Annotated in this window: 14 protein-coding genes and 1 tRNA gene; 8 read left to right on the top strand and 7 right to left on the bottom strand. The window is 73.2% G+C overall.

Going from position 1 to position 15,481, the window contains the following annotated elements; genetic code table 11:
• The first annotated feature begins 45 nt into the window (after positions 1–45).
• The 6 genes from K6T13_RS14820 to pdxY all read left to right on the top strand — a co-directional run bounded on the left by K6T13_RS14820 (position 46) and on the right by pdxY (position 5,694).
• Positions 46–1,545 carry a flavin monoamine oxidase family protein gene (locus tag K6T13_RS14820; protein WP_222895312.1) on the top strand — a complete coding sequence of 500 codons (1,500 nt, stop codon included), beginning with the start codon at positions 46–48 and terminating at the stop codon, positions 1,543–1,545.
• Positions 1,542–2,630 carry an SMP-30/gluconolactonase/LRE family protein gene (locus K6T13_RS14825; RefSeq protein ID WP_222895313.1) on the top strand — a complete coding sequence of 363 codons (1,089 nt, stop codon included), beginning with the start codon at positions 1,542–1,544 and terminating at the stop codon, positions 2,628–2,630. Before K6T13_RS14820 ends, K6T13_RS14825 begins: the two co-directional genes overlap by 4 nt.
• 32 nt (positions 2,631–2,662) lie before the next feature.
• On the top strand, positions 2,663–3,367 hold the full coding sequence (locus K6T13_RS14830) for a uracil-DNA glycosylase (RefSeq protein WP_222895314.1): 705 nt from the start codon (positions 2,663–2,665) through the stop codon (positions 3,365–3,367).
• 15 nt (positions 3,368–3,382) lie between these two features.
• On the top strand, positions 3,383–4,156 hold the full coding sequence (locus K6T13_RS14835; protein WP_222895315.1) for a dioxygenase family protein: 774 nt from the start codon (positions 3,383–3,385) through the stop codon (positions 4,154–4,156).
• A 64-nt stretch (positions 4,157–4,220) separates the two neighbouring features.
• Positions 4,221–4,805, top strand: a complete 585-nt coding sequence (locus K6T13_RS14840; protein ID WP_222895316.1) for a hypothetical protein — start codon at positions 4,221–4,223, stop codon at positions 4,803–4,805.
• Between the two features lie 46 nt (positions 4,806–4,851).
• The gene (gene pdxY / locus K6T13_RS14845) at positions 4,852–5,694 is read left to right on the top strand and encodes a pyridoxal kinase PdxY (RefSeq protein ID WP_222895317.1); all 843 of its coding nucleotides are present in this window, start codon (positions 4,852–4,854) and stop codon (positions 5,692–5,694) included.
• A 59-nt stretch (positions 5,695–5,753) separates the two neighbouring features.
• Here the strand turns inward: pdxY and K6T13_RS14850 are convergent.
• Positions 5,754–5,826 (bottom strand) — tRNA-Thr (locus K6T13_RS14850).
• A 36-nt stretch (positions 5,827–5,862) separates the two neighbouring features.
• On the opposite strand from K6T13_RS14850, the gene malQ reads away from it, so the two are divergent.
• Both malQ and K6T13_RS14860 read left to right on the top strand, forming a co-directional pair.
• The gene (gene malQ, locus K6T13_RS14855; protein WP_249423806.1) at positions 5,863–7,971 is read left to right on the top strand and encodes a 4-alpha-glucanotransferase; all 2,109 of its coding nucleotides are present in this window, start codon (positions 5,863–5,865) and stop codon (positions 7,969–7,971) included.
• An 89-nt stretch (positions 7,972–8,060) separates the two neighbouring features.
• Positions 8,061–9,272: a DUF4032 domain-containing protein gene (locus K6T13_RS14860; RefSeq protein ID WP_222895318.1), complete on the top strand. Its 1,212-nt coding sequence runs from the start codon at positions 8,061–8,063 to the stop codon at positions 9,270–9,272.
• Between the two features lie 19 nt (positions 9,273–9,291).
• On the opposite strand, the gene K6T13_RS14865 is transcribed toward K6T13_RS14860, so the two are convergent.
• The 6 genes from K6T13_RS14865 to cysS all read right to left on the bottom strand — a co-directional run bounded on the left by K6T13_RS14865 (position 9,292) and on the right by cysS (position 15,431).
• Positions 9,292–10,053 (bottom strand): hypothetical protein, encoded by a 762-nt coding sequence (locus K6T13_RS14865; RefSeq protein ID WP_222895319.1) that lies wholly within the window; start codon positions 10,051–10,053, stop codon positions 9,292–9,294.
• Positions 10,050–10,634 (bottom strand): RNA polymerase sigma factor, encoded by a 585-nt coding sequence (locus K6T13_RS14870; protein WP_222895320.1) that lies wholly within the window; start codon positions 10,632–10,634, stop codon positions 10,050–10,052. Before K6T13_RS14870 ends, K6T13_RS14865 begins: the two co-directional genes overlap by 4 nt.
• 46 nt (positions 10,635–10,680) lie before the next feature.
• Entirely contained in the window at positions 10,681–11,313 is a 633-nt protein-coding gene (locus K6T13_RS14875) for a hypothetical protein (RefSeq protein WP_222895321.1), read from the bottom strand.
• Positions 11,314–11,437: 124 nt separating this feature from the next.
• The gene (locus K6T13_RS14880; protein WP_222895322.1) at positions 11,438–13,075 is read right to left on the bottom strand and encodes a metallophosphoesterase; all 1,638 of its coding nucleotides are present in this window, start codon (positions 13,073–13,075) and stop codon (positions 11,438–11,440) included.
• Complete coding sequence (gene rlmB / locus K6T13_RS14885) at positions 13,075–14,037, bottom strand: 23S rRNA (guanosine(2251)-2'-O)-methyltransferase RlmB (protein ID WP_222895323.1); 963 nt, start codon at positions 14,035–14,037, stop codon at positions 13,075–13,077. Before rlmB ends, K6T13_RS14880 begins: the two co-directional genes overlap by 1 nt.
• Entirely contained in the window at positions 14,037–15,431 is a 1,395-nt protein-coding gene (gene cysS, locus K6T13_RS14890) for a cysteine--tRNA ligase (protein ID WP_430227516.1), read from the bottom strand. Before cysS ends, rlmB begins: the two co-directional genes overlap by 1 nt.
• Positions 15,432–15,481 lie beyond the last annotated feature (50 nt).

A 15,481-nucleotide genomic window follows, 5' to 3' on the forward strand; every position in this document is an offset into this window, starting at 1 on the left:
CCCTGAGACCCGAATCTGACACAGGTTCATGTTTCTGGAGGGTGAATGTCCCCGTCGACCGACCTGACCCGCCGCACGCTGCTGGGCGGCGCCGCCCTGGGTGGCCTCGCCGCCGGCGGCCTGACCACGGGCATCCTCACGGCCCCCGCCGTCGCCGGACGGATGGGTCCGTTGCCCCGCTCCACCGACGTGGTGGTCGTGGGCGGCGGCATCTCCGGCCTGGTCACCGCCCGCAAGCTGGCGCGCCGCGGTGTCGACGTCGTGCTGGTCGAGGCCCGCGACCGCGTCGGCGGGCGCGTCCTCAACCACCACCTCGACAGCGGCGGCGTGGTCGAGTCCGGCGGCGCCTTCGTCGGCCCGACCCAGAACCACATCCGCAAGCTCGCCCGCCAGCTCGGCGTCGCGGAGTTCAAGGAGTACGTCGACGGCAACTCCGTCTACATCTCCTCCACCACGGGGCGGGTGGAGTACCAGGGCACGATCCCGCCCGACCCCACGATCCTCCCGGACGCGGGGATCCTGCTGAACCGCATCAACTCCTACGCCGCGGAGATCCCCGTGGACGCGCCGTGGCGCCACCCGCGCGCAGCCGAGTGGGACGCCATCACCCTGCGGGAGTGGATCATGGACAACGCCGTCAACGGCGAGGGCGTCTCCAACCTCATCGAGTGCTGGACCCAGCCCGGCTTCGGGGCCGAGCCCGCCGACCTCTCCTTCCTCTACGTGCTGTGGTTCGTGGCCTGCTCCGGCAACGAGCGCAACGTCGGCACCTTCGAGCGCAACAGCGAGACCACGAACGGCGCCCAGGAGCGTCGCTACGTCGGCGGCTCCCAGCTGATCCCGCTGCGGCTGGCCCGCCAGCTCGGCGACGTCGTGGCGCTGGAGGCGCCGGTGCGGCGCATCGTGCAGCGTGACGGGCACGCCGTCGTGCACACCGCCCGCGGATCCGTCCGGGCGAAGCGCGTCGTCGTCGCCTGCCCACCGCCGCTGGTGCTCGACATCGACTGGCACCCTCAGCTGCCCCGCCAGCGAGCCCGGCTGCTGCGCCAGCTCGACATGGGTCGGCTGATGAAGTGCGACGCCGTCTACGAGAAGCCGTTCTGGCGCGAGGCGGGGCTCAACGGCTTCGGCCTCAACGACGCCGGGGCGGTCCGGGTCGCCTTCGACAACTGCCCGCGCCGCGGGGAGCCGGGGGTGCTGCTCGCCTTCGTCGGCGGTGCGACCTGGCAGGAGTACGGCATCCGGTCGCGGCGCGAGCGTCGGCGTGCCGTCCTCCAGGGTTTCGCCGACATGTTCGGCGAGCAGGCCCTCGACCCGATCGAGTACGTCGAGCAGGACTGGTTCGACGAGCCGTGGACCCGCGGCGGACCGATCGCCAACTACGCGCCCGGGACCATGACGGCCCACGGCCCGGCGATCCGTCGGCCCTTCGGCCGCGTCCACTGGGCCGGCACCGAGACCTCCACCTACTGGGCCGGCTACATGGACGGCGCCGTGCGGGCCGGCAAGCGTGCCGCGCTCGAGGTGCTGGAGCGGCTGCGGTGACCCGGTTCGCCGCGGCGGCGCTGGCCCTGGCGCTGCTGCTGCCGGTCGCGCCGGCGCAGGCCGCCGAGCGGGAGCGGTGGGACACGCGGGTGCTCGCCCGGGTGGGCGCACCGGGCTTCCCGGCGTACGTCCACGTCCACCGCAACGGCCGGGTCTACGCCGGCACCTACACCGACCCGCGCGGCGACACCACGCCGTCGCTGGTGCGCGAGTGGACCGGCGACGGAACCCTGCTGCGGTCGTGGACCGTGCCGGGGCAGGACCTGTCCCGCGACCACGGCGTGCAGGTCGCCCACCAGGACCGCCGCGGCCGGCTGGTGCTGCTGGAGAAGTCGACGGCCCGCGTGATGACGCTGAACCCCCGCACCGGACGGTTCCGGACCTGGGCCACCATCCCGGACCTGCCGGCCTGCGGGGGCGGGGAGGCTCCCTGCTCGCCCAACGTGCAGGACGAGGCGCCGATCCCGAACTACGCCACGTGGGGCCCCCGCGGCGCGCTGTTCGTCACCGACTACGCCCAGGCCGTGATCTGGCGGATCCCCCGCCGGACCCGTCAGCCGCAGCCGTGGTTCACCTCGCCCCGGCTGGACGGCACAGACTTCGGCACCACGGGCATCGTCTTCCGGCCCGGCCGGCGTGACCTGCTGATCAGCCAGCAGTCGACGGCCACCGACGGCACCGCGCCGACCAACGGCAAGCTCTACCGACTGCCCGTCCGCCGCTCGGGCGGTCCGGGTCGCATGCGGACGTTGTGGACCTCGCTGCCGAGCGACCTGCCCGACGGGTTCGGCATCGGCCGGCGGACCGGCCGGATCTACCTCGCCAACGCCGGGCCGACCAACCAGCTGGTCGTGCTGTCGCCGACCGGGGAGGAGCTCGACCGGTTCCCCGACGCGCCGGGCACGGGCGAGAACGGCTCCCCCATCCCGTTCCACACCCCGTCCAACGCGACCTTCCTGGGCCGGCGGGTGCTGGTGGCCAACCAGTCGTACGCGGGCAACCGCGACCACCACGCGATCCTGGACGTCTACGTCGGTGAGCGGGGTCGCCCGCCCCACCTGCCGCGCCGCGCGTACTGGCGCTGACCTGCCACGGGCGGTCGGCTAGCGTCCCCGTCGTGAGCGCGCTGGCGGGGCTGGTCGACCGGGGGCTGGTGGCCCCCGACTGGGCCGAGGCGCTGGCGCCCGTCGACGACCGGATCGCCGCGATGGGGCGCTTCCTGCGCGAGGAGATGGCCGCCGGCCGGCCCTACCTCCCCCACGGCGACCACGTGCTCCGCGCCTTCGAGCGGCCGATGGCCGACGTCCGGGTGCTGGTCGTCGGCCAGGACCCTTACCCGACTCCGGGCCACCCGATCGGGCTGAGCTTCGCGGTCGCCCGCGACGTGTGGCCGATCCCGGCGAGCCTGCGCAACATCTACGTCGAGCTCAAGGACGACCTCGGCGTCCAGCCGCCCCGTCACGGGGACCTCACCGCGTGGGCCGAGCAGGGAGTGATGCTGCTCAACCGGGTCCTCACCGTGCGGCCCGGCGAGCCCGCCAGCCACCGCGGGCAGGGGTGGGAGGAGGTCACCGAGTGCGCGATCCGGGCGCTGGCCGCGCGGGGTGGGCCGCTGGCCGCGATCCTCTGGGGCCGCGACGCGCAGTCCCTCAAGCCGCTGCTCGGTGGCGTCCCCTGGGTCGAGTCCGCCCATCCCTCGCCGCTCTCGGCCCGGCGCGGGTTCTTCGGGTCGCGGCCCTTCAGCCGGGTCGACCGGCTGCTGCAGGACCAGGGAGGCGAGCCGGTCGCGTGGGACCGCGGATGGGCTATGGTTGAATCCTGAACTACAGGAGCAGCCATGTCCGACCGGATGCCCGCCCTCTACCTGGGCCACGGCGCCCCACCACTCCTCGACGACCCGGTGTGGTCGGCCCAGCTCGCGGCATGGGCCGTCGACCTGCCCCGCCCCACCGCGATCCTCATCGTCAGCGCCCACTGGGAGTCGGCGCCGGTGTCGCTCTCGGCCAGTGGTGTCCCGCTGGTCTACGACTTCGGCGGCTTCGCGCCGCGGTACTACCAGGAGCGCTACGACACCCCCGACGCGTCGACCCTCGCCGCTCGCGTCGCCGCGATGATGCCGCCGGACGAGCCGGTCCACCAGCACGCCGGCCGCGGCCTCGACCACGGCGCGTGGGTGCCGCTCAAGCTCATGTACCCCGCGGCCGACATCCCCGTCCTCCAGATGTCACTGCCCACGCAGGACCCCGGCCGGTTACTCCGGCTCGGCGAGCGGTTGCGGCCGCTGCGTGACGAGGGCGTGCTGGTGATCGGCTCGGGGTTCCTCACCCACGGCCTGCGCTTCGTCACCGAGTTCCGCATCGACGCCCCGGCACCCGCGTGGTCCACCGAGTTCGACAGGTGGGCAGCCGAGGCACTGACCCGCGGCGACGTCGACACCCTGGCGGCGTACGCCGCGAGCGCGCCAGGCATGCCCTACGCCCACCCGACGGTGGAGCACTACACCCCGCTCTTCGTCACCCTCGGCGCCGCCACCGACCCCACCGAGCCGGTCACGCAGGTGATCGACGGGTTCTGGATGGGGCTGTCGAAGCGTTCGCTGCAGGTCGCCTGAAGTCCTGACCGCGATGGTCGGTCGGCCCCACACTGGGGTAACCGACCGGACCAGGGGGACCCCGATGACCACGCTGCCCACCCGCGCGAGCCTCGGGGTGTTGCTCCTGGCACTCACCGCAGGTTGCGGCGGGGACACCCCCGGGGCTTACGACGCCCGGGCGGACTCCTCGGTCTACGACCACGCCGCGGCTGACGACTCCTTCGACCTGGACTTCCGCCACCAGTTCGAGGAGCAGGCGACCCTGTCCGACGGGCGCAAGGTGCGGCTCTGGTTCGCCCGGTCCGGCGACCGACTGCTCGAGCAGCACTACTCGCCGGACGAGCAGGCCTGGACCGAGCCCCAGGTCGTCTTCGTGTCCGACGAGTCCCACCCCTGCCAGGGCATCGACATCGTCGAGGAGAACGGCATCGTCGCCGCGATCGCCGACTTCGGCCTGTGGTGCCATGAGGGCGAGCCCCCGATGCAGTCGCTCGCCGCCGTGTCGACGGGAGACCTCACCGAGTGGGACGTCGACGTCGTCGAGGGCTTCGACGGGTGGACCTCGCTGACCATGGACGACGAACAAGTCCGCTGGACCGGGCACGGCAGGTCGCTGAGCTGGACGTCCGACGGGGGCTTCGGCGAGGGCGAGTCCCCGGCGGGGTGAGCCTGCCGCGTTTGTGCGGCGGTGCGAGCGGCGGCAGGATCGTGGGATGCGCATCCTGTCGATCCAGTCCCACGTGGCCTACGGGCACGTCGGCAACTCCGCGGCCGTCTTCCCGCTGCAGCGGCTCGGCCACGAGGTGTGGCCGGTGCTGACGGTCAACTTCTCCAACCACACCGGATACGGCGACTGGCGCGGTCCGCTGCTCGACCCGGGCGAGGTCGCCGAGGTGATCATCGGCATCGAGGAGCGCGGCGTGCTCGGGAGCTGCGACGCGGTGCTGTCGGGCTACCAGGGCAGTCCCGCCATCGCCGACGTCGTCGTGGACGCGGTCAAGCGGGTCAAGGCGGCCAACCCGTCGGCGACGTACACCTGCGACCCGGTCATGGGCAACGCGAAGTCAGGCTGCTTCGTCAACCCGGAGATCCCGCCCATCATCCGCGAGCGGGTGGTGCCGGTGGCCGACGTGATCACCCCCAACCAGTTCGAGCTCGGCTTCCTGACCGGCACCGAGCCGTCCACCCTCGAGGAGGTCCTCGAGAGCGCCGACAAGGCGCGGGAGATGGGTCCGTCGACCGTGCTGGTCACCAGCGTCGAGACCGGTGTCGACTCGATCGGGCTGATGGCGGTCACCGACGACGGGGCCTGGCTCGTGGAGACGCCGCTGCTCCCGATGAAGGCCAACGGATCCGGTGACATCACCGCCGCCCTCTTCACCGCCCACCTGCACGCGACCGGCTCGCCGGACGAGGCGGTAGCCCGCACGGTCAGCTCGGTGTTCGCGGTGCTGCGGCAGACCCTCGACTCCGGCGAGCGGGAGCTGCGGCTGGTCGACGCCCAGCAGGCGATCGCCGAGCCGGCGTGCGAGTTCGAGGTCCGCCGGGTCCGCTGACCACTCGCGTGTGTCCCAGCGAGCGCTGGGGCGCACGCTGGGGCACACGCGGCGACGGGAGCCGCGTGACGGGATCGAACCGTCGACAACCGCTTTACAAGAGCGGTGCTCTACCAGCTGAGCTAACGCGGCGGAGGGCTCATCGTAGACGGGACCTAGGCTGACACCGTGAACGACGTCGACCAGTGGCCCGCGCTCGCCGACCTCGCCGACCGCTACGGCATCGCGCGCGACTACTGGGACTGGCAGGGCAACCGCGTCCCCGTCGCGATCACCACCGTGCAGGCCATGCTGGCCGCGCTCGACGTCGACGCATCGACCGACGAGGCGGTCCGCACCGCGATCGCGGCCCACGAGGAGGCCCCCTGGAGGCGGGTGGTGCCGCTCGTGACCGTCGGCCGGGCCGGCACCGCGGCCGAGGTGCTGGTGCACGTGCCCCACGGTGTCGAGGTCGCGGTGACGGTCACCCTCGAGGGCGGCGGTACGGCGAGCGCGACCCAGGTCACCCACGACGTCGCGCCGCGGACCGTGGACGGCACGGTCACCGGCGAGGCCCGGTTCCAGCTGCCGGCCGACCTGCCGCCCGGCTATCACACCCTGCGCGCCGACGGCGGCGACGTCGCGGGCGAAGGGCTGCTCGTCGTCGCCCCCGACCGGCTCGACCTCCCGCCGGCGCTCGCCCGACAGGTGTGGGGGCTGATGACGCAGCTCTACTCGGTGCGGTCCCGCGAGTCGTGGGGCGTGGGCGACTTCGGCGACCTCGCCGGTCTCGCGCGCTGGGGCGCCGACCTGGGTGCCGCGTTCGTGCTGGTCAACCCGCTCCACGCGGGCGAGCCGGTCCCCCCGATGGAGGACTCCCCCTACCTGCCCACCTCACGCCGCTTCCTCAACCCGATCTACGTGCGCGTCACCGACATCCCCGAGGTCGACGGCCTCGACCCGGCCGACCAGGGCCGGGTCGCCGCGCACGGTGAGGGACAGTTCGACGACGGCGACCTGATCGACCGGCAGGCGTCGTACGCCGCCAAGCTGGCCGCGCTCGAGCTCGTGCACGCGGTCCCGCGGTCGGCGGCCCGGGAGCGCGCTTACGCCGAGTTCTGCGCGCAGCAGGGTGCCGACCTCGACCGCTTCGCCACGTGGTGCGCGCTCGCCGAGTCGCTGGGCGAGGTGGAGTGGCCGGCCGAGCTGCAGGACCCCGACGACCCGGCCGTCGCCGCCGCCGCCGAGCGCCTCGCGGACCGCGTCGACTTCTTCCGGTGGCTGCAGTGGGTGAGCGACGAGCAGCTCGCCGCCGCCCAGTCCGCAGCCCTCGACGCTGGCATGTCGGTCGGCGTCCTGACCGACCTCGCCGTCGGGGTGCACCCGGCGGGGGCGGAGGTCTGGACGCTCGGGCGCGTGCTGGCCCGCGGGCTGACCGTCGGGGCACCACCGGACGCGTTCAACCAGCGTGGCCAGGACTGGTCACAGCCGCCCTGGCGCCCCGACGTGCTGGCCGAGCAGGGCTACGCGCCGTACCGCGCGGTGCTACGGGCCGCGCTGCGGCACGCCGGCGGCCTGCGCATCGACCACGTGATGGGGCTCTTCCGCCTGTGGTGCATCCCCGAGGGCGGCAGCCCCGTCGAGGGCGCCTACCTCCGCTACGACTACGAGGCGATGGTGTCCATCCTGCTGCTGGAGGCACACCGCGGCGGGGCGTTCGTGGTGGGCGAGGACCTCGGCGTGGTCGAGCCGTTCGTGCGCGACTACCTCGCCGAGCGGGGCGTGCTCGGCACCTCGATCCTCTGGTTCGAGATGGACGACGGCCGGGCCCGCCCACCCGAGACCTGGCGCGAGCTGTGCCTGGCCACCGTCACCACGCACGACCTGCCGCCGACGGCCGGTTACCTGACCCGCGAGCACATCAGGCTCCGCGAGTCGCTCGGGCTGCTGACCCGTTCGGTCGAGGAGGAGCTGGAGGCGGCCGCCCACGAGCAGGAGGCGGTCCTCAGCCAGCTGCGCGAGCGGGGCATGGTCGACGGCGGCGCGGAGGAGCAGGAGGTCGTGGAGGCGCTCCACGAGCTGCTCACCCGCTCCCCCAGTCGCCTGCTCGGCGTCATGGTCTCCGACCTGGTCGGCGACCGGCGTACGCAGAACCAACCGGGCACCCACCGGGAGTACCCCAACTGGCGGGTGCCGCTGTCCGGCCCCGACGGCAAGCCGTTGTTGCTGGAGGACCTCGCCGACCTGCCGCGCCCGAGGTCGCTGGCCGAGCGCCTCAACCGGACCCGCGACAGCTAGAGCGAGGCCGACGAGCCCGCGCGTGCGTCCGTCCGCCGTCCTCCGCCGCGCCGTGCGCTGCTCCGTCGCGCCCGGCTAGGCTGACGGCCATGGCGCTGCGGATCGTGGCCAGCCGCCCGAACCCGGCGATCGTCACCCTGCCGTGGTCGACGCCGCTGGAGGACTGGGGCGACGACGTCGTCGTACCCCTGCCCCGCGGCCTCTCCCGTCACGTGGTCCGCATCGTGCGGCTCGACGACCGCGTGTACGCCGTGAAGGAGACCGTCGAGGACATCGCGTTCCGCGAGTACCGGTTGCTGCGCGACCTGCAGCGGCTCGGGCTGCCGGCCGTCGTACCCCAGGGCGTGGTCACGGGCCGCACCGACGACCGTGAGGAGGAGCTGCCCGCAGCACTCATCACCGAGCACCTGCAGTTCTCGCTGCCCTACCGGAGCCTGTTCTCCCACGGGCTCTCGGTCGACAACGTCACGTCGTTGATCGACGCGCTGGTGGTGCTGCTCGTGCGGCTCCACCTCACCGGCTTCTACTGGGGCGACGTGTCGCTCTCCAACGTGCTGTTCCGGCGCAGCGCCGGTGACTTCGCCGCCTACCTCGTGGACGCCGAGACCGGGGAGCTGCGCGACGAGCTGAGTCCCCAGCTGCGCGAGCACGACCTCACGGTCGGGTGCGAGAACGTCTTCGGCGAGCTGATGGACCTGCAGGCCAGCGGCACCGTGACCGGCGAGGTGGCCGGCGCCGAGGTCGTGGAGAGGCTGCGCACGCAGTACGCCGCGCTGTGGGCGGAGCTGACCGGGGCCGAGGAGTTCGGTGCGGACGAGCTGTGGCGCATCGAGCAGCGGATCGAGCGGCTCAACGACCTCGGTTTCGACGTGGACGAGCTCGACATCGTCACCGACTTCGGCGGTGACACGCTGCGGATCCAGCCCAAGGTGGTCGAGCTGGGCCACCACCAGAAGGAGCTGCAGGCGTTGACGGGGCTCAACGTCGAGGACAACCAGGCCCGCCGGCTGCTCAACGACCTGGCGTCGTTCACCGCCAACTTCGATCTGGGACGCGAGGACCGGCACCTCGTGGCGAACCGCTGGCTCACGGAGATCTACGAGCCCATCATCGCGATGGTCCCGGCCGACGCCCGCGGGAAGCTGGAGCCCGCCGAGGTGTTCCACGAGATCCTCGTGCACCGCTGGTACCTCTCCGAGCAGGCGGGCAAGGAGGTCTCGATCTTCGACACCGCCCGTGACTACATCGACACCGTGCTCAGCACGAAACCGGAGGAAGCGGTCACCGCGACGCCGGACTGACCGACGGTGACGCCCGGCGTCACTCGCCTCCGTCCAGCCCCGGGTCCAGCTCCTCCTCGGGGTCGACCGGATCAGTGTCGGGACCCTCGGGCTCCTCGGGCTCGTGCGGGTCGGTGTCCTCCTGCTCGGGCGGGTCGACGTCACGCTCGGGCTCCCGGTCCTCCTCCGAGGGGTCTTCCTCGACGTCGTCGTCCACCCCGCCCGGCGCCCCCGGTGCCGGTCCCGACGCCCCGCCTTGCGGGGTGAGGCTCTCCCCGGGACCCGCGGCTCCGTCCCGCTCGGCCTGGTCCGGCTGCCCCTCTCCCCCGCCCTCGGGCACCAGGACGGGCGCGGGCACGAGCACAGAGCGAGGCCCGGGCGCCGGTTCGCGTCCGGGCACCGGCGCCGGGCGCAGCGTCTCCGGCGCGGGGTGCACGATCCGGTCGACCACGTCCTGCACCGGCTCCGGGAGCAGCCCGGCCGCCGCCGCGGCACCCACGAAGGTGGCGGACAGGAAGGTGGCGCCGAGCGCCGCCTTCAGACCGCGACGCCCCGAGCGGGGACGGCTCGACGGCAGCGGCACCAGCACCGGGTCCAGGTCGAGGTCGGGCTCGAGGTCGGGCAGCAGGCCGGTCCGGAAGAAGGCGTCGAGCTCGGGGCTGGGCGTCACCGGGGCCGTCGCGAGCCGGTCCCGGGTCGCGGCCACCAGCTGCTGCAGCTCGCGGAGGTCGTCGCGGCCGGAGACGTCGGCGCCGGTGAGCACCAGCTCGACGTCGAGGTCGCTGAGCGCGCTGCTGGTCATGATCGGGTTCCTTCCGTAGCGCCGGCGGGGCTCCAGCCGGCGGCCTCCAGGGATCGGCGCAGGTTCGCCAACCCCCGCCGCTGCAGCGCCTTCACGGCGCCGGGTCGTTTCCCGAGGAGCTCGGCGACCTGCGTGACGGTGAGGTCGCCGAGGAGTCGCAGCGTCAGCACCTCGCGCTGGTCGGGGGCGAGGGTCGCCAGCAGCGCCGACACGTCGACCTCCGCGATGCCGTCCAGGGCGAGCTCCTCCGCGCTCGGGGTGCACCGCCGGTCCGAGGTCGCCTCCCACGCGACCTCGGTCGGGCGGGCGCCGCGTCGGCGGTGCTCGTCCACCAGTCGCCGCCGGGCGATCGTGTAGATCAGGGCTCGCAGGCCCCCCTCGTCGCCCACGAACCGTGGCAGCGCCCGGAACACCGCCAGGAAGACCTCGCTGGTGAGGCCCTCCGGATCGACGGCCCCGTGACTCCGGACGAATCCGACGACGCCGGGGGCGAAGCGTTCCCACAGCTCACGGCAGGCCCACGGTGCGCCGCCGGCGGCTGCGTCGAGCAGCTCGCCGAAGGGATCGGCTGACGCGGGCACGACACCGGGTGCGTCCCGCCCCACGCGGGGGCGGGACGCACCGCGGTCAGTCGTCGTCGCCCTCGTCCTCGTCGTCGTCATCGCAGTCGTCGTCCGCGTCGTCGTCCTCGTCCTCGTTGTCGACGCCGTCCTCGTCCTCGTCCTCGTCGCCGTCCTCGATGCCGTCGTCGTCGGAGTCCGCGTCGCCGACCTCGAGACCGAGCTCGTTCTCGTCCTCGTCCGCGACACCGTCGCTGTCCGTGTCGTCGTCGTCGGCGCGGCACTGCTCGGTCGCGTCGTCCTCGTCCTCGTTGGCGACGTCGTCGCCGTCGGCGTCCTCGTCGCCGTCCTCGATCCCGTCGTCGTCGGTGTCGGACTCGAGCACGTCGGTCGAGCGGTAGCCGTCGTGGACCTCGTCGCCGTCGTCGTGGCCGTCGTCGTCGGTGTCCTCGTCGGTGGGATCGGTGTGCAGGCGGTACTCGGCGATGTTGCGCAGCCCGTCCTTGTCACGGTCGCGGGCGGCGTCGGCCCGGTTGGGGTTCAGGCCGTGCCTGAGCTCCCACCGGTTCGGCATGCCGTCCCCGTCGCGGTCGCCACCGGCAGCCATCGCCGGCAGCGAGGCCAGGGGCACCACGAGCGTGGCGAAGCAGGCCGTGAGCCCGATGGCGATCCGACGAGGCCGGGGGGTGGTGTCGTTCATGGGGGGGTTCCTCTCCGTGTGGTGGCGATCCGGGGGGTCGCTCACCCCCGTCATCGCACCGATGGGCGCGAGGGGTACGCCGGGCCGCGGCTGGTCTAGTCCGCGTCGACGGGCGCCGAGGACCTCAGGGGGTCAGCTCGAGGACCATCCCGCCGCCGGCCTCGTCGGCGGGCTCGCCCTCCGCCTCGGCCTGGTCGGGGTCCTCGGTGGGGTCGAGCTCGTCCGGCTCGTCCGTGGGCCCGGTGTCGTCCGTCTCGTCGGTCGGGTAGGTCAGCGGCTGCCACGGCTCCACGAGGAAGGTGCCGTTGGTCTGGAGGGTGACCGGCTGCAACCCGATCGGGCGGCCCTCGGCGTCGTAGGTGATCAGCGTGACCATGGCGTCGCGGCGCGGCTTGCTGCCGATCGCGATGGCGTACGCCGCCCCGCCGGTGGTGCCGGTGGTGAAGGCGTACCCGGTCTCACCGTCGGGTCCGGTCACGGCCTCCGGCCCGATCTTGACGTGCACGTGACCGCCGATCACCAGGTCGGCGCACCCCTGTTCGAGGGCGCTCCTCGCCTGGTTGGTGTCGTGCACGAGGACGGTGTTGACCCGCTCGTCGGCGGCGCAGATCTCCTCGCTGAAGCGCTCGGCGACCTCGGAGAAGCTGAGGCCCGTCTCGTCGCGCCAGTCACCGAGACCGCTGGAGCGCGGGTCGTCGAGACCGATGAGGGTCCCGCCACCGGGGCCCTCGACGACGGTGCCGTCGAGCATCGTCCAGCCGCGGTCCCCCAGGTAGTCGCGCACGAAGTCGCCGTGGTCGTGGTTGCCCGCCACGGCGAACCGCTGCAGACCCTCGAAGGCCGCCGACACCGAGTCGAGGCTGAAGGCCTCCCAGCGCTGACCAGTGGAGGTGTCGTCGCCCGCGTTGAGCACGACGGTCGCCCCCGCGCGGTCGGCGATCGCCCTCGCGACCGGGTCCATGCCGATGTTGTCGTGGCGGTCGGAGACGAGGACGGCGACCGTCTCCCCCTCCTCCGGCTCCCGCAGCTCCAGGTCGGCCGCCTCCTCGGCGGCGCGGTCGTAGAAGCGGTTGGCCTTGCGGTAGGTGGAGACGGCGCTGGCCACGAGCCGCCGCGAGTCGATCGCGCCGGCGCTGCTGCGCACCTCCACGGGGGGCAGGTCGGCGGGCAGCGGCACGTCGGGTCCGAGGAACTCCGCCAGGGTGAGCCACTCCTGCTCGGCCCGGACCGAGGGCTCGGCCTGCCGCCACGGCGCCCAGACCAGCAAGCCGGCGGCGACCACCCCGAGCACCAGCCCGATCTCGAGCAGCCGCCGGCGGCGTACGACGTCCCAGAGCTCCTGGCGGCGCCGGTGGCCGACCAGCAGCCAGATCCCGACGGGGACCAGCCCCGCGACGGCACCCCTGCCGGCGGCGTCGAGGGCCATGTCGGTGACCGCGGACTCCACCTTGGCCACCGACCCGTCGGGCTGGCCGGCGATGACGGCGTACCGCTCCACCAGCTGGCCCATGGTCTCGGCCGTGGTCTTGCCGAGGGTCACGTCGACGCCGATCCGCTGGTCGGTGTCGAGCCGCAGGTCCGGCAGCACCGGCCCGGTGCGCACGAGCACCTCGCCGCCGACTGTCGGGCGCACCACGGTGTCGTGGCTGGCGACGACGACCTCGCGCTCGGAGTTGAGGAAGACGGTGACGGCGGTCGCCACGGCGACCACGAGCCACACGGCCGCGAGCCCCAGCCCCCGGAGGAGCCGCTTGCGCGCCATCAGCGGGTGAGACCCCGCGCCTGGGCGATCGCGTAGAGGGTGACCGAGGCGGCCACGCCGGCGTTGAGCGACTCCAGCTGGTTGGCCATGGGGATCGACACCAGCTGGTCGCAGGTCTCGGCCACCAGGCGCGAGAGCCCGTCGCCCTCGGCGCCGACGACGAGGACCAGCGGGCCGGTGGCGAGCCCGTCCGGCGAGGTCAGCTCGGGGAGGGAGACGTCACCGTCGGCGGCCAGGCCGACGACCATGCAACCGGCCTCCTGGTAGGCCTTGAGCTGGCGGGTCAGGTTGACGGCCTGGGCCACGGGGATCCGGGCGGCGGCGCCGGCGCTGGTCTTCCAGGCGGCCGCGGTCATCCCGGCGGCACGCCGCTCGGGCACCAGGACGCCGTGGGCGCCGAAGCCGGAGGCGCTGCGGACCACGGCGCCGAGGTTGCGCGGGTCGGTCACCGAGTCGAGGGCGACGACCAACGGCTCCTCGCCGGCGTCGGCAGCCCGGGCCAGCAGGTCGTCGGGGTGCGCGTACTCGTAGGCCGGGATCCGTGCCGCCAGACCCTGGTGGACGGCACCGTCGGTGAGCCGGTCGAGCTCGGTGCGGGTCACCTCCAGCAGGCTGATCCCGTGGTCGGCGGCCAGCTTGAAGGCCTCGCGCAACCGGCCGTCGCGGTCGGTCCCCTCGGCGACGTAGATCCCGGTGACGGGGATCCCGGCGCGGAGCACCTCGACCACGGCGTTGCGGCCCGCCACCCACTCGGCATCGGTGCCACTCTTGCGGCGCGGTCGGGCGGCCTGCTGACGCGCCGCCTGCTGCCGGGCCTTGTAGGCCTTGTGGTTGGGACGGTCCTTGGCCTTCGGCGTCGGCCCCTTGCCCTCGAGGCCGCGGCGCACCCGGCCGCCGGAGCCCGCCGTCGGCTTCTTCGAGCTCTTGCGCACCGAGCCCTTCCGTTGGCTGTTGCCGGCCATCACACGCTCCACTTCGGGCCGTCGGGGGTGTCCTCGATCTCGACACCGGCGCCCTTGAGCCGGTCACGGATCGCGTCGGCGCGCGCCCAGTCCTTCTCCGACCGGGCCTGCGCCCGCTCCTCCAGCATGCCGCGCACCAGGGCATCGACCACGCCGGTCAACTGCTCGTCGCCGTGGGTCTCCTCGAAGTCCTGGGGGTTCAGGCCCAGCACGTCGAGCATGCCCAGCACCGCGCCGTACGCCGCGGTTAGCTCCTCGGAGGGCCCGTCGGCGAGCAGCCGGTTGCCCTCCCGCACCGTGTCGTGGATGACGGCGACCGCCGCGGGGGTGCCGAGGTCGTCGTCCATCGCGGCGCGGAACGCCGTCGGGACGCCCGCGACCCAGCCGCCGGTCACGTGCTGTCCGGCCCGCTCGAGGAAGGACTCGATCCGCCGGAACGACGTCGCCGCCTCCTCCAGCGCCTCGAAGGAGAACTCGACGGTCGAGCGGTAGTGGGTGCTGACCATGTAGAACCGCAGCTCGATGCCGCGGACCCGCTCGAGCACCGAGGGGATCAGCAGCGAGTTGCCGAGCGACTTGCTCATCTTCTCGCCGGCGGTGGTGATCCAGGCGTTGTGGAGCCAGTACGACGCGAACGCGTCGCCGGCCGCGCGCGACTGGGCCTGCTCGTTCTCGTGGTGGGGGAATCGCAGGTCGACCCCGCCGCCGTGGATGTCGAAGGCGGCGCCGAGGTACTTCCGCGCCATCGCCGAGCACTCGATGTGCCACCCCGGCCGACCACGACCCCAGGGCGAGGGCCAGGCCGCGGTCTCGGGCTCGCTCTCCTTGTGGCCCTTCCAGAGCGCGAAGTCGCGCGGGTCCCGCTTCCCGCGGGGGTCCGCGTCACCGGCGGGCTCCATGTCGTCGAGCCGCTGCCGCGTCAGCTCGCCGTAGGCCGGCCACGAGCGCACGTCGAAGTAGACGTCGCCGGAGCCGTCCTCGGCGGCGTAGGCATGGCCCTTCGCCACCAGCCGGTCGATGAGCTCGAGGATCTCGGGCACGTGACCGGTCGCCGCGGGCTCGTAGCTGGGTGGCTGCACGTTGATGGCGGCCAGGGCCCGGTCGAGCTCGCGGTGCATCGCCTGCGCGAGCGCGTACCAGTGGATGCCCCGGTCGGCGGCCTTGGTGAGGATCTTGTCGTCGATGTCGGTGACGTTGCGGATGAAGTCGACCGCGTAGCCCTCGTGGGTGAGCCACCGGCGCAGCACGTCGAAGTTGACCGCCGAGCGCACGTGACCCACGTGGGGCTCGGACTGCACCGTCAGGCCACACACGTAGATCCCCGCCCGTCCCTCGCGCAGCGGGACGAAGTCGCGGACCTCGCGGGTCGCGGTGTCGTAGAGCCTGAGCGTCACCCGGCAGATTCTAGGGGCGGGCCGCGGACCGGCCCGCATCGCCGACCGAC

The sequence above is a fragment of the Nocardioides coralli genome, assembly GCF_019880385.1.
GTDB classification, from domain to species: domain Bacteria; phylum Actinomycetota; class Actinomycetes; order Propionibacteriales; family Nocardioidaceae; genus Nocardioides; species Nocardioides coralli.